General features: G+C 43.3%; 19 protein-coding genes. 4 read left to right on the plus strand and 15 right to left on the minus strand.

From position 1 onward, the window contains the following. Nucleotides 1-185: 185 nt before the first annotated feature. The 5 genes from thrS to ccpA form a co-directional block, all read right to left on the minus strand. Nucleotides 186-2,129, minus strand: a complete 1,944-nt coding sequence (gene thrS, locus HMPREF9186_RS03380; protein ID WP_009731421.1) for a threonine--tRNA ligase — start codon at nucleotides 2,127-2,129, stop codon at nucleotides 186-188. A gap of 56 nt (nucleotides 2,130-2,185) precedes the next feature. After that, entirely contained in the window at nucleotides 2,186-2,509 is a 324-nt protein-coding gene (locus tag HMPREF9186_RS03385) for a hypothetical protein (protein WP_009731422.1), read from the minus strand. Nucleotides 2,510-2,783: 274 nt separating this feature from the next. Next, on the minus strand, nucleotides 2,784-4,106 hold the full coding sequence (locus HMPREF9186_RS03390; RefSeq protein WP_009731423.1) for a glycosyltransferase family 4 protein: 1,323 nt from the start codon (nucleotides 4,104-4,106) through the stop codon (nucleotides 2,784-2,786). A gap of 1 nt (nucleotide 4,107) precedes the next feature. Further along, nucleotides 4,108-5,106 (minus strand): glycosyltransferase family 4 protein, encoded by a 999-nt coding sequence (locus tag HMPREF9186_RS03395; RefSeq protein ID WP_009731424.1) that lies wholly within the window; start codon nucleotides 5,104-5,106, stop codon nucleotides 4,108-4,110. Between the two features lie 142 nt (nucleotides 5,107-5,248). Beyond that, nucleotides 5,249-6,253, minus strand: a complete 1,005-nt coding sequence (ccpA, locus tag HMPREF9186_RS03400) for a catabolite control protein A (RefSeq protein WP_009731425.1) — start codon at nucleotides 6,251-6,253, stop codon at nucleotides 5,249-5,251. A gap of 160 nt (nucleotides 6,254-6,413) precedes the next feature. Here ccpA and HMPREF9186_RS03405 point away from each other — a divergent pair, with 160 nt between their 5' ends. Both HMPREF9186_RS03405 and HMPREF9186_RS03410 read left to right on the plus strand, forming a co-directional pair. Further along, entirely contained in the window at nucleotides 6,414-7,496 is a 1,083-nt protein-coding gene (locus HMPREF9186_RS03405) for a M24 family metallopeptidase (RefSeq protein WP_009731426.1), read from the plus strand. 24 nt (nucleotides 7,497-7,520) lie between these two features. Continuing rightward, nucleotides 7,521-7,859, plus strand: coding sequence for a hypothetical protein (locus tag HMPREF9186_RS03410; protein WP_009731427.1), 339 nt, complete (start codon nucleotides 7,521-7,523; stop codon nucleotides 7,857-7,859). Between the two features lie 97 nt (nucleotides 7,860-7,956). On the opposite strand, the gene HMPREF9186_RS03415 is transcribed toward HMPREF9186_RS03410, so the two are convergent. The 4 genes from HMPREF9186_RS03415 to HMPREF9186_RS03430 form a co-directional block, all read right to left on the minus strand. Beyond that, on the minus strand, nucleotides 7,957-8,406 hold the full coding sequence (locus HMPREF9186_RS03415; protein ID WP_009731428.1) for an Rrf2 family transcriptional regulator: 450 nt from the start codon (nucleotides 8,404-8,406) through the stop codon (nucleotides 7,957-7,959). 111 nt (nucleotides 8,407-8,517) lie between these two features. Next, complete coding sequence (locus tag HMPREF9186_RS03420; RefSeq protein WP_009731429.1) at nucleotides 8,518-9,360, minus strand: metallophosphoesterase family protein; 843 nt, start codon at nucleotides 9,358-9,360, stop codon at nucleotides 8,518-8,520. 344 nt (nucleotides 9,361-9,704) lie between these two features. Next, on the minus strand, nucleotides 9,705-12,428 hold the full coding sequence (locus HMPREF9186_RS03425) for an ABC transporter permease (protein ID WP_009731430.1): 2,724 nt from the start codon (nucleotides 12,426-12,428) through the stop codon (nucleotides 9,705-9,707). A 13-nt stretch (nucleotides 12,429-12,441) separates the two neighbouring features. After that, a complete protein-coding gene (locus HMPREF9186_RS03430; protein ID WP_009731431.1) occupies nucleotides 12,442-13,143 on the minus strand; it encodes an ABC transporter ATP-binding protein in 702 nt (233 codons plus the stop codon). 168 nt (nucleotides 13,144-13,311) lie between these two features. On the opposite strand from HMPREF9186_RS03430, the gene HMPREF9186_RS03435 reads away from it, so the two are divergent. Together HMPREF9186_RS03435 and HMPREF9186_RS03440 are read left to right on the plus strand one after the other, a co-directional pair. Next, the gene (locus HMPREF9186_RS03435; protein ID WP_009731432.1) at nucleotides 13,312-14,658 is read left to right on the plus strand and encodes an Nramp family divalent metal transporter; all 1,347 of its coding nucleotides are present in this window, start codon (nucleotides 13,312-13,314) and stop codon (nucleotides 14,656-14,658) included. 345 nt (nucleotides 14,659-15,003) lie between these two features. After that, nucleotides 15,004-15,546 carry a TetR/AcrR family transcriptional regulator gene (locus HMPREF9186_RS03440; RefSeq protein ID WP_009731433.1) on the plus strand — a complete coding sequence of 181 codons (543 nt, stop codon included), beginning with the start codon at nucleotides 15,004-15,006 and terminating at the stop codon, nucleotides 15,544-15,546. 129 nt (nucleotides 15,547-15,675) lie between these two features. Here the strand turns inward: HMPREF9186_RS03440 and tehB are convergent, their stop codons facing one another. The 6 genes from tehB to HMPREF9186_RS03465 all read right to left on the minus strand — a co-directional run bounded on the left by tehB (nucleotide 15,676) and on the right by HMPREF9186_RS03465 (nucleotide 21,088). Beyond that, nucleotides 15,676-16,539, minus strand: a complete 864-nt coding sequence (tehB, locus tag HMPREF9186_RS03445) for an SAM-dependent methyltransferase TehB (protein WP_009731434.1) — start codon at nucleotides 16,537-16,539, stop codon at nucleotides 15,676-15,678. A 128-nt stretch (nucleotides 16,540-16,667) separates the two neighbouring features. After that, nucleotides 16,668-17,135 carry an SsrA-binding protein SmpB gene (smpB, locus tag HMPREF9186_RS03450; protein ID WP_009731435.1) on the minus strand — a complete coding sequence of 156 codons (468 nt, stop codon included), beginning with the start codon at nucleotides 17,133-17,135 and terminating at the stop codon, nucleotides 16,668-16,670. Next, nucleotides 17,098-19,458 (minus strand): ribonuclease R, encoded by a 2,361-nt coding sequence (gene rnr / locus HMPREF9186_RS03455; protein ID WP_009731436.1) that lies wholly within the window; start codon nucleotides 19,456-19,458, stop codon nucleotides 17,098-17,100. Before rnr ends, smpB begins: the two co-directional genes overlap by 38 nt. 97 nt (nucleotides 19,459-19,555) lie before the next feature. Further along, a complete protein-coding gene (gene secG, locus HMPREF9186_RS03460; RefSeq protein ID WP_009731437.1) occupies nucleotides 19,556-19,789 on the minus strand; it encodes a preprotein translocase subunit SecG in 234 nt (77 codons plus the stop codon). Nucleotides 19,790-19,830: 41 nt separating this feature from the next. Then, on the minus strand, nucleotides 19,831-19,980 hold the full coding sequence (rpmG, locus tag HMPREF9186_RS11075) for a 50S ribosomal protein L33 (protein WP_003005699.1): 150 nt from the start codon (nucleotides 19,978-19,980) through the stop codon (nucleotides 19,831-19,833). After that, nucleotides 19,970-21,088, minus strand: a complete 1,119-nt coding sequence (locus tag HMPREF9186_RS03465) for a multidrug efflux MFS transporter (RefSeq protein WP_009731438.1) — start codon at nucleotides 21,086-21,088, stop codon at nucleotides 19,970-19,972. Before HMPREF9186_RS03465 ends, rpmG begins: the two co-directional genes overlap by 11 nt. Nucleotides 21,089-21,117 lie beyond the last annotated feature (29 nt).

The raw sequence follows: 21,117 nt of genomic DNA on the forward strand, positions 1-21,117 counted from the left end.
AAGCAAATCTTGGGAAGATATCCTATATCCAAAAGTTAATGGATAAAAAGGATTGTTAATGAGGATACTATTTGTAGTGGTTTGACCGATCACTACTAGCTCAGGTTAAACAAAATAGAAAAAGCAACAACTGAAATAGTTGTTGCTTTTTCTTACTAAAAAATATTTCTCAGACTGTGATCGTTTTATTTCTCAACACGAGATTTGTTGGCGATATCAGCTAGGATAGCTGCTACAAACTCATCTACTGACACAGTGTTTGTTTCTTTTTGTCCATAGCGACGAACGTTGACAGTTCCATCTTCCATTTCCTTGTCACCAACGATTAATTGGTAAGGAATCTTGCTAGTTTGTGATGCACGGATTTTGAATTGCATTTTCTCATTACGTTCATCCACATCAGCACGGACACCACGGTCACGGAGCTTCTTAGCTACTTCCCAAGCGTAGTCAACGTGTTTCTCGTTAGATACTGGGATGAGGGTTACTTGATGTGGTGCAAGCCATGTTGGGAAGGCACCCTTGTAGTTTTCAATCAAGATCGCTGTGAAGCGTTCCATAGTTGAGATAACCCCACGGTGGATCATAACTGGGCGATGTTCTTCACCATCAGCTCCGATGTATTTAAGGTCAAAGCGTTCTGGAAGCAAGAAGTCAAGCTGGATAGTAGAAAGGGTTTCTTCTTTTCCAAGGGCAGTCTTAACCTGGATATCCAATTTGGGTCCGTAGAAGGCAGCTTCCCCTTCAGCTTCAAAGTAGTCCACGCCCATTTCATCAAGGGCTGCACGGAGCATGGTTTGGGCATTTTCCCACATTTCATCATTATCAAAGTACTTATGAGTATCTTGAGGGTCACGAAGAGAGAGGCGGAAACGGTACTCGTTTAGGTTGAAGTCTCCGTATACATCGATAATCAACTGAAGGGCACGTTGGAATTCTTCTTGGATTTGTTCTGGAGTCACAAAGAGGTGACCGTCATTAAGAGACATTTCACGTACACGTTGAAGACCTGTCAGGGCACCAGATTTCTCATAGCGGTGCATCATTCCGATTTCAGCGATACGGATTGGCAATTCACGGTATGAGTGAACATGGTGTTTAAAGACTTGAATGTGGTGTGGGCAGTTCATTGGGCGAAGGACGAATTCTTCCCCGTCTCCCATGTCCATAGTTGGGAACATGTCCTCTTGGTAGTGATCCCAGTGACCAGAAGTCTTGTAAAGCTCTACAGAAGCAAGTGGTGGAGTGTAAACGTGTTGGTAGCCAGAAGCCAACTCCTTGTCTACGATGTAGCGTTCTAACTCACGACGGATAGTTGCCCCATTTGGCAACCAGAATGGTAGACCTTGACCAACTTCTTGAGAAATCATGAACAAATCAAGCTCTTTCCCAAGTTTACGGTGGTCACGTTCTTTGGCTTCTTCACGCATTTGAAGGTAGTTTTTCAAGTCTTTCTTGTCGAACCAAGCTGTACCATAGATCCGTTGCATCATAGCGTTGTCACTATTTCCGCGCCAGTAGGCACCAGCTACATGGAGAAGGTGGAAGATTTGGATACGACCAGTTGAAGGGACGTGAGGTCCACGGCAAAGGTCTACATACTCACCTTGACGGTAGATGGTCAAGCCACCCTCGTCTTCTGAGTGCTCTTCGATCAACTCCAATTTATATGGGTCGTTCTTGAAGATTTCACGCGCCTCGTCTTTAGTCACTTCTTCACGTATTGATGGGAAGTTTTCTTTAACGATTTTCTTCATTTCTTCTTCGATACGAGGAAGGTCTTCGTTCGAGATTTGACCCGCTTGGTTGTCTGTATCGTAGTAGAAGCCATCTTCGATAGCTGGACCAACACCCAAGTGAATGTCTGGGAAGAGGCGACGAGCAGCCTGAGCGAACAAATGAGCTGCTGAGTGACGCAAGATTGGAAGAGCATCTTCGTGATCTGGTGTCACGATTTCAATGCTTCCGTCTTCAGTGATAGCACGAGTTGTGTCAATCAATTTGCCGTTGAATTTACCAGCAAGAGCTTTTTTAGCTAGGGAATTGCTAATGGATTGAGCAATGTCAAAAGTTGTAACGCCAGATTCGAATTCACGAACAGCGCCATCTGGGAAAGTAATGTTAATCATAATATTCTCCTTTTTTATATTTCATAGTTTCTATGCATTGACTTTTTATTAGCAGACTACTTCCTAGTATGAATGTTCAACTGCTTTTCTTTATCAGAGAGGAAGTTTTCCATTTCCGTCAGGATGTCTATCTCCAAACGTTGAGAAAGTTCTACTAGCCACCAGATATTTTCTGAAAGTTTATGTTCCAGTGTGTAAGGTGTTTCATCATAGTAGCGTCCTTGCTTGGTCATCACTAATCGTTGGAAATTTCCAATATCATTTGATAAAGCCAAGAGGTCTTCTTCTACCGTCCACTTGGAATCATGATGCTTAACTTCCAGATCATGATAAGCTTGTCGGATTGCCCAACTGCGCTCCACTAATTCTTGCAACTCCATAGTTAGTCTCCTCACAAAAAAATTGCGACATCCAAAAAGGACGTCGCAACGTGGTTCCACCTTCATTTATGTTCCTCAAAAAAGAGGGACACCTCTGATTGGCTCTAACGTAGCCACCGTTTTATGTTTGCATAAAAGTATCTCGAGTAGTCCCAAACCTATCCTCTACGCGATTTCCAGCTCCACGCGCTCTCTATCAGATTTCCTAGATTTGATATGTCTCTGTCAGTTATTATAGCACGATTGAAAAATTTTGCAAGAGAAAGTTTCTTTTTCAATCAAAGAAATGCGTAATTTTACGGATTTTCTTCACCTGTTTGACCGAAGCCTTCATTATCTTGACCGATCCATTAACCGGAAGAGCAATGACCTTGGTCGGAATTTTCACAATGGTCTTGGACATCCGCTTAACCCGACTTTGCTCTGGGTTCAAGTCATTCGAAAAGTCTTTAGAGATGATTTTATCCAGATAAAATTCATAGACTCGACGGCCGAAGGTTGCTGCAGAAATATCATCAATCTTTTCTGCCCACTTATCCTCATCGATTGCAGGCATCTCTTCAATCGCTTCAAGAATTGCTTGGGCTAGATCGCTCTCCTCATAAAAGAGCTTCCCAAACATGGGGTCATCAATCACATGATCAAGATAAGGATTCCCATGAGCAATGATCGGCGTACCGCTAGCAATGCTCTCTAAATAGGTCAGCCCTTGCGTCTCACTCGTTGAAGCTGAAATAAAGAAGTCAGCCGCCTTATAGTAGAGAGCGGTCTCATTTGGTTGGATCATACCTGTGAAGATGATCGCATCTGATACACCAAGCTTGGTTGCTTGTTTTTTCAAATCATCCAGATAAGGACCATCTCCAGCCACGATCAACTTAACTTTAGAATTGACCTGGAGGACATCCGGAAGAGCCGCAATAACCGCTTGGATATTCTTTTCATAAGAGACCCGTGAAAGACTCAATAACAATGTTTCATCTTCTGTCACCTCATATTTCTCACGAAGAGCATCTGTCTCTGTCGGAGTAATTTCTGGTCGGTCAAATTTGGCCAAATCAATCCCTGTAGGAATAATACGTTTTTCTGCCTTTACCTTGTATTTCTGGAGCAAGTCATAAACGATCTCGCTTGGGCAGATCACTCCGTCCAGATCATTCATATAGCTTCTCACAATGTATTTGACCATACTTGGACGAATGACCATACCTCTCGCTATATAGCGGACATAGTCCTCATATTGGGTATGGTAGGTGTGAATGACTGGAATCCGCAACTCGCGTCCAATCCAAACTCCCAAAAGGCCTAGTGAAAACTCTGTCTGGGTGTGGATAATATCCAACTGGTATTGCTTGGCAATGGCAAGCGCCTTTGAGAAGCCTCGATAAGCGACCCGACGGTCCTTAAAGGCAAAGAAGGGCACACTCGGAATCCGAATGATCTGCCAATCCTCATAGCGGTTCACATCTTTATCTGTTGTCGTAAAGATAAAAACTGTATGACCCAATTTTTCTAATTCTGTTTTGAGCGTCCGAATACTGGTCGCCACTCCCGAAACTTGTGGGAAATAGGTATCTGTGAATAAACCTACACGCATCTTACATCTCCAAAACTGTTTGATAGGCCTCAACCAATTGATGAGCCACTATGTCGATCGAACGACTTTCAGCGACCTTGTAGCCGGCCTCCCGCTTGTCCACTTGTCCATTTAGGACCTTGTTCAAGGAATCCACAAATTCATCCACATTGTGGCACAATTCAGATGAGGTCTCGTCAATCCAGCCATTGTAGACAGGAATATCTCGCAGGACGGTGTGCTGATGGCTAGCCAAAGCTTCCAAAACAACGATTCCTTCGGTTTCTTCATAAGATGGGAAGAAGAAGGCGTCAGCTCCCGTCATAGCTCCTTGGAAGACCGCTCCCTTGAAATAGCCAGGGAATTCCACATTGCTAGGATGATCCTTTTCCACTAGGCGGCGGATCTTGCGCGGGATAATCCATTTGTTGATAGAACCTAGCCAAATAAAGCGCACATCTGGCATGCGACGAGCTACTTCTACGAAATCTTCGATTCCTTTGCGCCTGAAATAAAGCCCTGCACAGATAACCACCTTTTGGCCTTCTTGGATATTAAAATGCTTGCGAAAGACTTCTTCTTTTTTCGGATCCTTCTTGTATTTTTCCAAATCTATTCCATTGGAGACCGCAATAATCGGTGTTGTCACTCCATAGGACTGAATCAAGTGTTTGGAATACTCAGAAGGCGTGATGACATAGTCCGCCTTTTGGTACATGTGAGCCAAATATTTCCCAAACAAGGGCGCAAAAAAGTTAGACCCGATAAAGGAATTTTCAAAATCCTCACGGGTTGAATGGCCATGCATGATGACTTTCTTTCCACGACGTTTTGCTGCATGGAGCAAAAGGAAACTCCGAGGGCCATAGGTATTAATATGGACCACATCATAATCCCCTAAAATATCTGTCGTATGCGGAATTCCAGCCAAATCCAGCGCATGCATTTGGTGCTGCAAAGCTCGACCAATTCCTGATTTTTGTAATACGGATTTTCCTTCTAAATACAGTAAAACTTTCATACCCCCTATTATACCGAAATAAAGAGTGCCCTTCAAGTTTCTACCTGTTGATAGTATAAAAAAGAGGCCAGAACAGCTCTGTTCTAACCTCTCAGACTAGTAGACACGTCTTCTCCATTCGAGACTCTAGTCTACTCAATTCTTATTTTTTGGTCGTTCCACGTTGGTTGATCGTATGGGACAAAAGCACTTCCCGTTCTTCCAACTCTTCTTTGTGCATGATCTTGGTCAACATGCGCATGCTGATCGCACCAAGGTCATACAGCGGTTGCCCAATCGTCGATAGGTTTGGACGTGTATAACGGGTTACTTGTGAATCATCGCTGGTAATGATTTCGAAGTCCTCTGGCACCTTAACACCTTTATCAGACAAGCCGTTCAAGAGACCTGCAGCCAATTCATCCCCAGTTACAAAGGCCGCTGTTGCTTTGGATGCAATGATGCGTTCTGCCAAATTGTAGCCTTCATGGTAACGGTATTTGGATTCAAACACAAGTCCTTCGCTATAGCTCAATTTTTTCGCTTTCAGGGCTTCTTTATAGCCTGACAAACGAATTTTACCATTGATATCATCCACCAATGGACCACTTACAAAAGCAATTTTCTTGTTGTGTTTTGCTAACTCTGTAACAGCATCCACTGTTGCTTGCTTGTAGTCGATATTGACACTTGGTAATTGGTGCTCAACATCCACAGTTCCAGCAAGGACCACTGGTGTACGTGAGCGTGAAAACTCTGAACGAATCTTTTCTGTCAAATGATAGCCCATGAAAATGATCCCATCTACTTGTTTAGAAAAGAGGTTGTTCACAACTGAAACTTCTTTGTCATCATCTTCATCGCTATTAGCAAGGACAATGTTGTATTTGTACATTTCAGCAATGTCATCAATCCCTTTAGCCAAGGTAGAGAAATAGCTGTTGGTGATGTTTGGAATAACAACCCCTACTGTAGTTGTTTTCTTGCTAGCAAGACCACGCGCAACAGCGTTTGGACGGTAATCCAAGCGTTCGATCACTTCCAAAACTTTCTTCCGCGTATTTTCTTTAACGTTTTTATTTCCATTCACTACACGACTAACGGTTGCCATTGAAACCCCTGCTTCACGGGCGACATCATAAATTGTAACTGTATCGTCTGTATTCATAAGATTTCCTTTCATTATTGAAAATTTCGTTTTCACTCTCTAATTAATCCTATTTTATCATGTATTGTAAACACTTTCAAGCATTTTGGTAAAATTTTGTAAACTCTTGCTTTTTTAGGGAAAATTTGACAAAATAGATCCATAGAAAGAAGGTAGCATTATGTCTAAATTAGATCAAATCGTCGATTTTCTTGAAACTGAAAAAACAGATGTCGCTGTTGTATCCGATCCTGTCACCATCAATTACCTGACTGGATTTTACAGTGATCCCCACGAACGCCAACTCTTCTTGTTCGTCTATACAGACCACGAACCCCTTCTCTTCGTTCCTGCACTTGAAGTGGAACGGGCGACTGCAGTTGTCGATTTCCAAGTGGTTGGCTATGTGGATTCTGAAAACCCTTGGGAAAAGATTAAAGGGGCTATCGCTAAACCAGATGCCAAAACTGTTGCACTTGAATATGATAACTTGATTCTGACCAAGTACAATGGTTTGCGCACTGTCTTTGAAAAAGCCGAATTTACTAACTTAACACCACGGATTAACCGCATGCGCTTGATCAAATCTGCTGATGAGATCCAAAAGATGTTGGTGGCTGGTCAATACGCAGATAAGGCTGTCAATATGGGTTTTGACGCCATCTCACTGGATAAAACAGAAACTGATATCGTTGCAGAAATCGACTTTGGCATCAAACGCTTGGGCTATGAAATGAGCTTTGAAACGATGGTCTTGACTGGAAATAATGCAGCTAACCCACACGGAATTCCTGGAAGCAACAAAGTCGAAAACGATGCTCTCTTGCTCTTTGACCTTGGCTGTATGGTGAATGGTTATGCGTCTGATATGACTCGTACTGTTGCTGTTGGGAAACCAGATGATTTCAAAAAAGAAATCTACCACTTGACTTTAGAAGCTCAACAGGCTGCTTTAGATATGATCAAACCAGGTGTAACAGCGCATGAAGTAGACCGTGCTGCCCGGAGTGTCATTGAAAAAGCAGGTTACGGCGAATACTTCAACCATCGCCTCGGACACGGCATTGGAATGGATGTGCATGAATTCCCTTCTATCATGGAAGGAAATGACCTGGTCATCGAAGAAGGAATGTGCTTCTCAGTCGAACCGGGGATCTACATCCCTGGAAAAGTCGGGGTTCGAATTGAAGACTGTGGCTATGTGACAAAAGATGGCTTTGGCCTCTTTACCGAAACCAGCAAAGACTTGCTGTATTTTGATTAAGTTAGAAAATAAGGAGATTGTTGTATGATTGTTTGGCGTGGTAAAGGCTTGCTCGTTCCCCTTGCTTTTATGCTGGGCGGGGCACTAACCAATATTATTTTTATGGCTCTTCATCTTAATGTGAGAAATAGAGCTGATAGTATCATACTTGGATGTATGATGGGAATCTTTTCAGCTGGTATCAATTATTTACTGACAAAGAAATTTGTTTCCGATCAAGTTCGGTATATGATTGATGAGGAAACCGGGCAACGCATAGCTTTGCGCGATCGTTCTTCCTTCATGTTCATTCCTAATCGATACTGGACATGGATTTTTGCAGTAACCTGTATTCTAGTCAGCTTCGTAGCCTTAGTGAAGTAAAGCTAGAAGGATGGTTAATATTTTACTCCATGAACACAAAAAGCCTTTCAGTCTAAACTGAACGGCTTTTTTACATCGAGTTTCTCACAGACTCAAATCAAGAAACGGTTGCTAGCTCCATCTGCTTCTTGGTTTGCTCCACCACTTCTTTAAGGCTGGTCTGAGCCATTTCCTTTTCCATGGCCAATTGAATCTCTTCGAGCTTCCCATCTAGAACGCCATGGATGCTATTTCCAATCGGACAAGCTGGATTTGGATGCTCATGGAAGCCAAATAATTGACCGGTCTTCCCCAGGCATTCAACAGCCAGATAGATATCTAACAAACTAATGGCTTCCAATTCTTTGGCCATTTCAGCCCCACCTGTTCCACGCGCCACATGGATTAAACCTGCCTTTTTTAATTGGGATAAGGTCTTCCGAATAATGACCGGGTTCACCCCAACACTGCCAGCAATCATATCACTAGTCACCTTGGTACAGTCCCCTTTTAGGGCAATCATCACTAGTACATGGGTTCCAATGGTAAAACGACTTGAAATTTGCATATCTCCACTCCTTTCTACCTGTTTGGAAGGTATCTTCTACTGGATATTTTTCAATAGATGATACTCATTATCCCTATTATACACTTTTGCGTTGTAATGTCAATAGTTACACTATTGAAAGAATTCCTCTAACCAAGCATTAATCTCTCGATCATGGCCTTCTCTCCGCTCAATTTCATGAAGCAGCTCATGATTGTGGGTATGATGAATCCCATTGATCAAACTTTCGTAATACACTTGATAATAAGGGAGATGGAGATCTTTGGCAAGTTGGAGTTCTTTGTTGACATCATAGTCCACCCGTCTAAAATCGACATCTTTTAGTCCCATTTGATCAAATTCGAGAATGGCATACATAGCCCGAAGGTCCTTGCGAAGATTCTTTTCCAAAAAGAAGGGTTGACCGATCGATCCAGGGTTGAGGATTAGTTCTCCGCCAGTCCCATAACGGAAAAATTGCTGATGGATGTGGCCATAGACTGCGATATCACAGGCTGGATTTGTCACCAAGCGATCGAAATCCTTCTGATCCCCGATATGGATCAATTCGCGTCCCCAATTCTTATCGGGTAAGTGGTGGCTAATACCGATTTTCAATCCAGCAATTTCCCGGTGCACCTGCATGGGCATTTTCTGCATGGCTTCGATTTCTTGAGGAGTGATTTCTTCGAGAATATATTGACACTGGCGCATGAGGTAGCGATGACTCGGTCTAGTCTCATCCAACATCCCCTTCATAGCCCGCCACAGGCTATCTTCCCAGTTTCCCAAGACTTTCACCGTAATAGGAAGCTCCTCTAACAGCTCCAATAGTGCACGTCTGCCTGTCCCTGGCATTAAACTATCTCCCAAGAGCCAATATTCATCCACCTTGGCTGTTTGGCTATCTTTTATAACAGCTTCTAAAGCTGTTGTATTTCCATGAATATCTGAAAGCAAAGCAATTTTCGTCATGATCTTCTCCTTGCATCCATTATAACAAAGAGAAGAAAAACTTCCACCCTCAGGTGAAAGTTTTAAAAACATTTGATGCTGGTAAAATGAAAAAGAAGGCTAGGGCTCTTTTTGTCAACATCAGATGCGGGCTTTGTATCATAGTGAATTGCGACAGGATGAGGGAGGATCGATACTATCCTCCCGAAGAGTTAGTAATTCGTGTAGGAAAACCACTATCGTGCTTGCCGTTACACGAATTGAACACGCCTACAACTCTTTGGAAAAAGATAAATCCAACTAGAAGCGGACGCTTCGTCGTTGGATTTCCTATTTTCCTTTGAGTTGCTTAACGGCTTTGTATCTTAGTCTACTGATTTGAGAGCTTCGAGCATATCCACTTTCCGGAGGTAATAGTCGACATAGATTCCTAACAGGATCAGGAGAAGGACAATCCCTCCAACAGGGAAGAAGCAGACACCCAGTCCCACGTAGGGATAAAAGAGAATGGCATCAGGTGCAATCATGGCAATAAGGAATTGATGAAGATAGTAGCCTCCTCCTAACCCTAGCAGAATCCCTATGACGGACAATAAGATGGTCTCTCGGTAGATATAAAGCGTCACTTCCTTATTGTGAAAACCTAAGACCTTAATGGTTGACAATTCCCGGATTCGTTCTGCCACATTGATATGGGTTAAGTTGTACAAGATCACAATAGCTAGCAAGATCGATACCACCACCAGGATCATCATGGTTTTATCCAAAGATTTGGCAACAGAGGTAAACAGCGAAATCATCGAAGCATTCTGACTGACTCCCTTAACAGCTGCAAGAGCCATCATATCCCGACTCACAGCTTGCACTTCTTGTTGAGACGGATCCTGCAACTGCACCAAATAACTATTTTCAGGAGCCTTCTTCCCGTATATTTTTTGATAAGTTGTCTGATCCATATAGATAAAGTGTCCGACATAATTTTCAGTGATCCCTGCCACCTTGAAAGAATGACCGTCTATCGTTAATCGATCCCCATCCGTAACCCCTGCAAGTTGTGCCAGTTTGCTGCTGATGATAACCCCTTTCTTTAGAGACAAGGGTTCACCTTTATGGAGAGAAGCCAGGGTTACAAAGGGCGATAAATCTGCTCGATCCGTCACCATCATGGTAATGCTTTGCTTGTCTCGACCACCTTTAAGAGAAGCTTCAAGCAGCTGGCTATAGAGAGATTGATAATTTTTGATATCTGATTTTGCTAGACGATTGGTTAGTTCCTTGCTTTCTTGGGGAGAAGCGTTGGTTTTTTTGGCCACAATCAGCTCATAAGACAAGATTTCTTGAAATTGCCGATTTGGAACTCCTTTTACAGAGGATTGAATGCCAAGGCCTGCAAAGAGAAGAGCAACCGAACCTGCCACACCAAAAATGGTCATCAGCATCCGTAGTTTGTAACGAAAGAGATTGCGAGCAGCAACCTTGTGGGTGAAACTCAATCGTTTCCAGATAAAACCAATACGCTCTAGGAAAATCTTAGAGCCTGAATCGGGTGGTTTCGGAAGCAAGAGAAGATTGGCTTCTTCTTTTAATTCCTTACGAGATACCCAATAAGCTGGAAGAACACTGGCTACAAGGGACAGGCCGAGAGCCATGAGAGTCATATTTGCATAAAAATATTCTTTGCTGTCCCCAATGACCATCCCTTGTGTGATAATCTTGGAAATAATGCCTGATAGGAAATAATGGCCTAGCAAGTTTCCTAGAAGCGTCCCGATGGTTCCTGCGAAAAATCCATAGAGGACAAATTTGAGAACGATGTCCTTGGTACGATAACCCAGCGCTTTAAAAATGCCTGCATTGGTCCGCTCTTCATCGACAAAGCGTGTCATCGTGGTAAAGGTGACCATGGCTGCTACTAGATAAAGGACCACAGGAAATATATTTCCGACGGCAGAGATGCTACTACTAGCATTGCTATACATGAGGTATCCTTGCCCACCAGGCATGGTCTTGCGATCATAGACGTGGTAGGATGGGATTTCTAGTTGCTCCAGATCCCTTTGGGCCTGGAGCAACTCTTCCTCTTTTTGTGCAAGCTCAGTTTGACTGCTCATCCATTCTTTCTTTTTCTGATCCAGCTCTGCTTTAGCTTGCTGGATCTTTTCTTGACTGCTTGCTTGTTGCTGAGCTGGTAGGAATGGACCTAGTTTACTTAGCTGGGCCTCTTGCAAGCCTAGTTGCTTTTGACCCTGATCGATTTGGGACTTAGCTATTTGAAGTGTATCTTTAGCACGACTGAGTTCCTTTTGCCCCTTTTGGATCTCTGTATCAGCCGCCTGCTTGAGTCTTTGGTAGCGAGCCTTTCCATTATCTTTCAGCCGCTTTTCTATGTCCTCTTGATGGACTTGGAGTTGTTTTTGGTAGGCTAGGGAGAAAGAATCCAACGATTTCAGATCATCAAACAGAATACGTGCTATCATAGGCAGTTTATTCGTGAAAACTTCTTTCGAAACTAGAGCATAGGCATCTAGATTTCCAATTCCACTCCTTGCACTGCCTAAATTTTTCTGAGACCACATTTCAGATGATTGAACAAAGCCAACAATAGTAAAGTGCTTTCTCTTTAAAACAGACTTTTCTCCAACCTTTTCTTCAACCGTAAATCGATCTCCAATCTGATAGCGACCGGACCAAAAACTAGCTAGGGCCAGTTCTTCTTCATTCTTTGGCAGACGCCCCTTGGTCACACGAAAGGACGAGATGCTCTTTGGAGGAGAAAAGAGCCGAATAGCCTTCCCTGTTCCTTTCACCGTCACATCCGTCAGAGAGCCAAATTCGACACGGGTCCCACTGAGTCCTTCCAGCTCTTCTTGATCCGCTTGATCTAATCCCAAGTCTCCCATGACAGCAAGATCCAGCATCTCTTCTTGCTGGATAAACTGGTTAGCGGTTCGATGCATGTTTGGAGTAGTCACTTTCAAGCCAACTAAGGCTAAACTCCCTAGCATCATCAAGGTTAAGATGGAAAGGAAACGCCCTTTTGACTCAGTAAAAGAATGAAAGAGGTCCTTCCAATATACTTTTCGTTTCATACCTCCACCTCTTCTAATATTCTAGTGTCGCAATATCTTGAGGAGCCTCATTGACTTCGACTGACTGAACCTTTGCATCGTGCATGCGAATGACTCGGTCCGCAATTGGAGCCAGAGCACCATTATGGGTCACGATGATAACAGTCGCTCCTTTTTTTCGGGACATGTCTTGCAAAATCCCTAACACTTGCTTCCCTGTCTGGTAATCCAAGGCTCCTGATGGCTCATCACAAAGAAGGATTTTAGGGTTTTTCGCCACAGCACGAGCGATGGCTACCCGTTGTTGTTCCCCACCTGACAATTGGGCTGGAAAATTATGCAGACGATTTCCAAGTCCTACTTCTTTTAATACGGTTTCTGGATCTAGAGCATCAGAAACAATTTCTGATGCCAACTCGACATTTTCCTTAGCTGTTAGATTGGCCACTAAATTATAAAATTGAAAAACAAAGCCAACATCATCCCGCCGATAATCCGTTCGTTGATGGGGATTGAGCTTAGCAATATCCACACCATCAATCAAAACCTGGCCTTCATCGTTGGTGTCCATCCCTCCTAAGATATTGAGAACCGTTGATTTACCAGCACCCGAAGCTCCTAAAATGATGACCAATTCTCCTTGCTCAATCTCAAAAGAAACATCTTGATTGGCGAGAATTTCTGTCTCTCCACTCTTGTATCGCTTGTAACAATGTTTCATTTCGATGTAGGCCATTTTCTCTTTCCTCCTGTAGTTTCTATCTATATTATAGTCCTTTTCTTCTAGATCTCAAAGAAATAGGGAGATCAAAGATTTGCAAGATCCCTTAGAATCATGAATGATTGTCAATTTTATGCTATAATGAGAAACAAATTTTAGTTATTGTTAGAAAGAAGGCTCATTGTGAGTTTACAACAGTTTGAAAGGAAATCACTTCAAGAAATCAATCAATCTATTGATGTTCCAAAAGGAATCCCCTTTTGGAAGGCCCTCCTGCTCTTTTCAGGACCAGGTAGTCTCGTAGCAGTCGGCTATATGGATCCCGGGAACTGGATCACCAGTGTCGTTGGAGGAGCACAGTATCGGTATCTCCTTTTATCGGTGGTTCTCCTCTCTTCTTTAATTGCCATGCAGTTACAACAAATGGCTGGTAAACTAGGGATTGTCCATCGCAAAGACCTGGCCCAAACGACCGCCCATCACTTACCCAAATGGCTTCGCTATACTCTTTGGCTTGTGATCGAGCTAGCTTTAATGGCAACAGATTTAGCTGAGGTCATCGGATCAGGGATTGCCCTCCACCTTCTCTTTGGTTGGCCCTTACTCTTTTCCATCCTCATCACCATCTTTGATGTCTTCCTTCTCCTAGGACTCATGCATCTGGGCTTTCGTAAGATCGAAGCTATCGTTTCAACCTTGATCCTAACGATCCTCGCAATTTTCGGCTACCTAGTCTTCCTATCGAAGCCAGATATCGGAGGAATCTTCGCCGGCTTTCTCCCTCAAAAAGAAGTAGTCGGAATCGGGCTTCCAAAGGGAAATGAAGCCTTGACCTTGGCATTAGGAATCATCGGGGCAACGGTGATGCCCCACAACCTCTACCTCCACTCTTCGATCTCTCAAACACGAAAAGTCGATTACAACGATCCAGCGGACATCAAGCGGGCGGTGCGTTTTATGACCTGGGATTCCAATATCGAATTAAGTTTGGCCTTTGTCGTCAATTCCCTGCTCTTGATTCTTGGGGCCGCCCTCTTCTTCGGACACGGTGACAAGATCGGTGCTTTCTCTAGCATGTACGATGCTCTCAAGGATAACCAGATTGCAGGAGCTATTGCCAGTCCTTTTCTGTCCACACTCTTTGCCATCGCTTTGTTAGCTAGTGGTCAAAACTCAACCATTACTGGTACCCTAACCGGTCAAATTGTTATGGAAGGTTTCCTAAAATTCCGACTGCCACAATGGTTGGTCCGTCTTATGACCCGCATCATTGCTCTCCTTCCAGTCATCATCGTTGCGATTTTATTTGGAGACCAGGAACATGTCTTGGACGACCTGCTGGTCTATTCTCAGGTCTTTCTATCAGCAGCCCTCCCCTTCTCTATCTTCCCCTTGGTTTATTTCACCTCCAATAAAGATATCATGGGAGAACACGTCAATGCCAAATGGAATACCCTCTTAGGCTATCTAGTCGCTATTATCCTAACCATCTTGAATGTTCATTTAATTGTAACAACCTTTATCAAATAAGGAAAACCAGCACTTTGAATGGTGCTGGTTTCTTTTGTTTCTCAGGTCACTTTCTCCATCTTGTTTATTCTTTTCCTAAAAATTTCCTGACCATTTTTTTAGAAGGGAATTATTTTAAATCACTAATTATTGTGATATTTTCACAAATTCTTGCCGAGCCCCGCCAGTCATAAACTTGTGATTTTTTTACATACTTTTACAAGCCTTTCAAGAATTGGAAAAGTTGTCTGATTTATCTTTTTAGAGTATAATGCTATTTGTTAGTGGCGTGAAATTATTTAACCTGTAAATTATTTCAACGTCAAATAAATAGAAACAGACTCATACAACAATAGAAAGGAACATATGGCACGACAAAGACAAACGACAACCAAGGCCGATTTGAGAGACGCGCTTTCAAAACTGCTACTGCAGCAACCTTTTGAAAGCATTACGATTCGACAATTGACAGAAACCGCTGGGATCAACCGCGGGACCTTCTACTTGCATTATGTAGATAAATACGACATGTTCGAACAAATGAAAATGGATATGGTGCAAGAATTGGATAGTCTTTTTGTTGAAGGAAGCCCTGTCAAGGTGAATTTTCTCAATGTCTTAACGACCATTAAAGAAAACTATGACTTTATATACGCCCTCACTCAAGCCTGCTATTCGGACTTTCGTAAATTGGTAAGAGGTTTTACCCTTCATGCATTAGACGATACTCCCCATGCTGAGGAGCACATCATCTCAGACTTCCAGGTTCCCTACAAATATGGCCTTGAGATTTTCATTGCTACAATCGAATCTGTGATTGTGACCTGGCTAGAATCTGGATCTAAGGAAGATCCAATCGAGATTGCAACCATCATTCTTAGTGTCTCAGATTTTACTAGCTGGAACTAAGCTAGCCAACCTTTTCCAACTTTCGTGGAGAAGGTTTTTCTTTTTGGCAAGTAAGGAAGGACAAAATCTCCTTGTGTAGATTCTTCAGCCGAGATCAAAAAAGCGAGATCCTATTGTCTCGCTTCCATTCTATTCCTTTTTCTTTGCTAACATGGTTGCAAATCGAAGTTGGATTCGATTGCCGTTCTCATCTCGTCGATGAAGATGGCCGGGATTTTCGTTGTACTTAACCAATTCCCAATCCTTATAATACTCCGCCAGTTCCCCTTCTTTAAAGGTAAAGGAGAAGGGCACCTGGCAGGGATAATCATCCGTATCCATGGCACAGACAATCAGATTGTAACCACCTGGATTGGTCTGTTCCTGCATATTTCGGATGATAGCTGGAATCCGATCAGCCTCTAGAAACATGAAAACTACCGTTGACACAATCAAATCATAGTGTTGGGTGAGGGCTGCAGCATTGATATCATAGAGTCCCACAGGCATTTCTAGATCTTCCTCAGCGACAATGCTTTGCAAGATTTCAAGAGCCAGTTCATTTTGATCCACTGCTGTCACGTCAAAGCCATGTTGGGCTAAAAAGAGAGCATTGCGACCTTGCCCGCATCCTAGATCCAGTGCCTTTCCAGCTGGAACAATCTTCACTGCTTCTAACACTTCTGAATGGACAGGATTGGTGTTGTACTTTTTGGGAAAATAGTCTTTTGGCTCACAGTAAAATTCTAAGTACCACTCCACATCGTCTGTTGCAGCTTCGACACGGTGCCAGGCTTGGGGTTCTACCATGGGGTTCTCGGCTCCAGCTTCAAAGATATGGCTAGCGATTTCTTCCCCATCTTCTGTCAATTCAATAAATCTTAACTGACCTTTTAGAACCGTAATCTTCCCCCAGGTCCCCACCTTTGTATTGTGTTTGTGTCGGAGGGCTTCTGGCATGGTATCCTTGTTCCAGAGGGGCATGCGCTTGTAGGCAATCAATTTTTGAGTCATATAGCTTCTCCTTTTTCTTTCAGTACCTTTATCATACAGAAAAAAGAAGCTCTTGACAAGTTCGAAAAAGAAGAGGCCGTCTCTAAGAAAAAAGCAGTTCTGAAACAAGTTTCAAAACTGCTTTTTGATTACCGTGTATTGTATTGCTTCATGACCCGTGCGATGTCTCGGTTTTGTTCCCGACGTTTGATGGATTCGCGCTTGTCATAATCATGTTTCCCTTTGGCAAGTCCCAAAAGCAATTTGGCATAACCGTCTTTAAGATAGACTTTCAATGGCACCAGGGTCATCCCAGTTCCTTTGGTTTCTTGGTCCAGCTTTTGGATTTGCTTTTTGTGAAGCAGGAGCTTGCGGCGACGATCTGGATCTTGGTTCCAGATATTTCCTTCCTCATAAGGGGCAATATGGACATTACTAAGCCAAACCTCACCATTTTTTACTTGTGCAAAGCCATCTTTCAAGTTAATGCGTGCTGCACGGACACTTTTGATCTCTGTTCCTGTCAGGACCATCCCTGCTTCAATCGTATCCACGATGGTATAGTCGTGTCTCGCCTTTTTATTTTGCGCGACTACCTTTCCTTCGCCCTTTGCCATGTTTGGCTCCTTTCTTTGCTACTTCCTTGTAAAAAGGTTTCTTTCCTTTTTTCTTTTTGGATTTAGGAGAAGCATCTTTCCGTTTTTCGTCTCTTCTGATAGACGAACTCTTAGAAGCTTTTTTCTCCTTGCGTCTACGTTCTCTGCGATTGCTATCGCGATCACGCCCCTTGGCCTTGAGCCCTTTTTCAACGACATCCCATTCACTTGGAATATAAGAGAAATCAATCTCTCCGGTCATCTTGTCAGCTCTTTCTACCTTGATCCGGATTTGCTGACCAACACGGAAAGTCACTCCCGATTTCTCCCCGCGAAGGGTTAGATCCCGTTCGTTAAAATGGTAGTATTCCGGTAGATTGGTAATATGAATCAAGCCTTCGACCGTATTGGGTAGCTCCACAAAGAGACCAAATTTCACCACACTAGAAACCACAGCATCGTACTCTTCCCCAACATAGTCTTCCATGTATTCGGCCTTTTTCATAGCTTCTACTTCACGCTCGGCATCAATAGCCCGGCGTTCTCGACTAGAAGATTGGCTGGCAATGTCTGGAAGAACTTGTTCAAAGTGCTCTGCCACTTCTTGGGATTTTCCATATTCACGCACCATTCGATGAACCATCAAGTCCGGATAACGACGGATGGGACTGGTAAAGTGGGTGTAATATTCCGCAGCAAGCCCATAGTGGCCATGGTTGTGCTCTGAGTAACGGGCCTGTTGCATCGAGCGCAACAACATCATCGAAAGGACATCTGCATAAGGTTCTCCTTCAACCTTGCGCATGATTTCTTGCAGGGCTTCTTGGCTCATCTCACTAGCCGTTCCGTAGATCTGGATCCCAAAGCTAGAAGCATAATCGATAAACTTCTGTACTTTTTCTGCCTTTGGATCTTCGTGGATCCGGTAGATGAACGGCAGTTTCATTCGTGTAAAGTGCTCCGCCACCGTTTCATTGGCAATCAACATAAAGGACTCAATCATCCGCTCCGCAATTCCTCTTTGACGGAGGACGATATCAACTGGTTTTCCTTCTTTATTGACTAATATTTTAGCCTCATTGGTATCAAAATTGAGGGCTCCTCGGCGAATCCGCATGCTTTCTAGAATACCATGCAAGGTCGCCATTTGATGAATACTTGGGACAATTTTCTTAAATTCTTGAGCCTTATCTTCGTCTCCCGCTAAGATATCATTGACGTCGCTATAGGTCATTCGGAAGGTTGTATTGATCACTGTTTGGGTAATGGTATGCTTGACGACCTTTCCATGAGGATCAATCTCCATGATGGCAGACTGGGTCAGGCGGTCTACATTCGGATTTAAAGAACAGATCCCATTGGACAAGCGTTCTGGAAGCATGGGCACTACTCGGTCGGTCACATAGACAGAGGTCGCACGATTTAGAGCTTCCTTATCAAGAGCTGAGCCTTCTGTAACGTAATAAGAGACATCTGCGATGTGAACCCCCAGCTCAAAGTTGCCGTTCTTGAGTAGCTTGATATGAACAGCATCATCCAAGTCTTTGGCATCTGCCCCATCAATCGTGAAGGTGATCTCCTCTCGCAGATCCAAGCGTCCTTCTATATCCTTTGCAGACGGTGCATCTGGAACCTGCTCGGCTTCTTTCAAAACTTCCTCAGGAAATTCTGAGACGATATCCATAGATTCCAACACTTCCAAGACATCAATGCCTGGATCTGTCACATGACCGACCACATCGCGTACAGTCGCTACAAAATAATTGTGCTTACGGCTCGGGTATTGGTCAATTTCAACCTTGAGAATTTCGGTACCTTCTAATTGGATGGCTGGCTTTTTCACATAGATCAGCTGACTGATCTTTTGATTTTTTGAACGAATATAGCCCGCATATTTGGGCTTTTCCTCGTCCAGGACGATTTGTCCGACTACCGTTTTAAGACTATGTTCCAAGACATCAATAATCTTGGCCTCAGCTGCAGTTCCCTTGTTTCGGTCTGCAACCTTGGTGATGACGATCTCAACGGTATCCCCATCGATGGCATGATAGACATCATTTCGTCCAACAAAGAGGTCCTCTTCTTCGCCCTCTAAACTGACAAAACCAAAGCCATTTTTATGGGCGTGAAAGGTGCCCTTGAGGGTAATTGCTGGCGCCTTCTTTTGGGATAAGCACAGGGAGCCATCATCCTCAAATTTTAACTCATGACGGCGTTCCATCAGAGAGATGGTCTTGACCAACTCACGGAAATCCTTAGACCCGTCTTTTCCTAGAGCAGCTGCTAAATCATTGATCTGGACTTTGCCATGCTCTTGTAAATATTCTTTTATATCTGTTTTCATTGATTTTTTGCTGGTTATCCAGCCTCCTTTTTTCTATCTAATTTTATAATATCGTTTTGCAAAATAAAAATAGGCAAAGACATTGTCTGAGCCTATCTTATTTACTAGAAAGTACCATTAAGATCATCGCGATCAATAACCAAAAGAAGATCATAATGGCTGTCAAACGCTGCATCACGGCTTCAAAACCACGCGCTTTTGAACGTTCAAACAAGTCATTTGAGCTAGCGTCAAAGACGTTGCTCGATTGGTTTTTAGTTGGTTGCATAAAAATTGCGATAATAATCAATGCTGATAATACTAGTAAAATAGTTGTTAATGCTCCGCTCATATTCAAAACTCCTTAAAATCTTCACTATTATACCACGAAAATCATTTTGATTCAATATGTAAGGTTACTTTTCTTTCCTTGGGACAATACTTCAAGACCTCGATCTTCTCAGGATGGGTTTTGGTATTTTTACTGGTCAAATAATTCTGACTCCCACAGCTTGTGCAGGTCAATTGAACTTTAATTCGCACGTATCTCTCTCACTTTCAAATACTTTCTAAATAAGAATAAGAGGAACATTAAATCAGTAAAGGCCAAAAGGGCTGTTCCGTAAAAGACCCAATGATAGCCAAAATGCATGAAAATACTCGATCCCATCATCGGACCGAACACCCCACCCAGATAATAAAAGAGCTGGTTGTAGCTAAAGATCCGGGAGATCCCTTCAGGAGGAGTTAAGCGATTCAACAAAGCAGAAACTCCTGGTAAAAGGGCACCGGTCCCAACTCCAAAGAGAAAACGTAAGATTCCTAATTGCAGGGGCGTTTGTGCCTGAGCGCAGAGGAGATAGAGACAGCCACTATAGAGAAGGGCGATTAATAAAAGCCGGTGATTCCCGATTCGGTCTCCGAGTTTTCCCATCCAACCTGAAAAGAGCATACTAGAGACTCCCATAGCCGAAACAATCATCCCAGATACAAAAATCAAGTTATCTCTTTGCCCTAAAGCTCGCACATAAAGAGGCAAGATTGGAGAAATAGATTGGGCGATCATTTGAATGGTCATACTGGTCAAAAAGAGGCCTAAGAGAATATCCTTTTGCTGAATGGACATGAGCAACTGCCAACTGGATTTTTGTTCTTCTTTTGGCAGGGGCTCATAGTCTTCCTCGATGCCCCAAAAGGTTAAAAGGGACACTAGAAATAAGAAACATCCTACCAAAAGAAAGACATTCCGCATTCCCATATTTTCGGCAATGAGGCCCCCAATCAAGGGGCCCATTAAGGTCCCTGCTACGACACCGGTCGATAAGGTCCCTAGGGCATAGCCAGATTGGTCCTTTGGGACTTGACTAGCAATCAAGGCTGTACTATTGGGGACAAAGCCTGAAAAGACCCCATTTAGCAAGCGCAGGACCAAGAGCCAAAAGACCGATGGCACAAAGGCAATGCCTCCCATGGTCAGCGTCATGGCAATAGAAGCCCTGAGCATCATGGGTTTTCGACCATAGCGATCAGCTAGACTTCCCCAGATGGGAGACATGATCGCAGAAGTTACAGAGGAACTAGCGACGGCAATCCCAGCATAAAAAGGAACAGCCTTGCCCGTAACCCCCAACTCTTCTACAAAGAGGGCCATAAACGGCACAACTAATGAAAGACTGGCTC

It is taken from the genome of Streptococcus sp. F0442 (assembly GCF_000314795.2).
Taxonomy (GTDB): domain Bacteria; phylum Bacillota; class Bacilli; order Lactobacillales; family Streptococcaceae; genus Streptococcus.

What these genes read in the sequence shown, in the direction of transcription:
- thrS (WP_009731421.1), bottom strand. Translation starts at nt 2,129, where the DNA reads ATGATTAACATTACTTTCCCAGATGGCGCTGTTCGTGAATTCGAATCT.
- HMPREF9186_RS03385 (WP_009731422.1), bottom strand. Translation starts at nt 2,509, where the DNA reads ATGGAGTTGCAAGAATTAGTGGAGCGCAGTTGGGCAATCCGACAAGCT.
- HMPREF9186_RS03390 (WP_009731423.1), bottom strand. Translation starts at nt 4,106, where the DNA reads ATGCGTGTAGGTTTATTCACAGATACCTATTTCCCACAAGTTTCGGGA.
- HMPREF9186_RS03395 (WP_009731424.1), bottom strand. Translation starts at nt 5,106, where the DNA reads ATGAAAGTTTTACTGTATTTAGAAGGAAAATCCGTATTACAAAAATCA.
- ccpA (WP_009731425.1), bottom strand. Translation starts at nt 6,253, where the DNA reads ATGAATACAGACGATACAGTTACAATTTATGATGTCGCCCGTGAAGCA.
- HMPREF9186_RS03405 (WP_009731426.1), top strand. Translation starts at nt 6,414, where the DNA reads ATGTCTAAATTAGATCAAATCGTCGATTTTCTTGAAACTGAAAAAACA.
- HMPREF9186_RS03410 (WP_009731427.1), top strand. Translation starts at nt 7,521, where the DNA reads ATGATTGTTTGGCGTGGTAAAGGCTTGCTCGTTCCCCTTGCTTTTATG.
- HMPREF9186_RS03415 (WP_009731428.1), bottom strand. Translation starts at nt 8,406, where the DNA reads ATGCAAATTTCAAGTCGTTTTACCATTGGAACCCATGTACTAGTGATG.
- HMPREF9186_RS03420 (WP_009731429.1), bottom strand. Translation starts at nt 9,360, where the DNA reads ATGACGAAAATTGCTTTGCTTTCAGATATTCATGGAAATACAACAGCT.
- HMPREF9186_RS03425 (WP_009731430.1), bottom strand. Translation starts at nt 12,428, where the DNA reads ATGAAACGAAAAGTATATTGGAAGGACCTCTTTCATTCTTTTACTGAG.
- HMPREF9186_RS03430 (WP_009731431.1), bottom strand. Translation starts at nt 13,143, where the DNA reads ATGGCCTACATCGAAATGAAACATTGTTACAAGCGATACAAGAGTGGA.
- HMPREF9186_RS03440 (WP_009731433.1), top strand. Translation starts at nt 15,004, where the DNA reads ATGGCACGACAAAGACAAACGACAACCAAGGCCGATTTGAGAGACGCG.
- tehB (WP_009731434.1), bottom strand. Translation starts at nt 16,539, where the DNA reads ATGACTCAAAAATTGATTGCCTACAAGCGCATGCCCCTCTGGAACAAG.
- smpB (WP_009731435.1), bottom strand. Translation starts at nt 17,135, where the DNA reads ATGGCAAAGGGCGAAGGAAAGGTAGTCGCGCAAAATAAAAAGGCGAGA.
- rnr (WP_009731436.1), bottom strand. Translation starts at nt 19,458, where the DNA reads ATGAAAACAGATATAAAAGAATATTTACAAGAGCATGGCAAAGTCCAG.
- secG (WP_009731437.1), bottom strand. Translation starts at nt 19,789, where the DNA reads ATGAGCGGAGCATTAACAACTATTTTACTAGTATTATCAGCATTGATT.
- HMPREF9186_RS03465 (WP_009731438.1), bottom strand. Translation starts at nt 21,088, where the DNA reads ATGGCCCTCTTTGTAGAAGAGTTGGGGGTTACGGGCAAGGCTGTTCCT.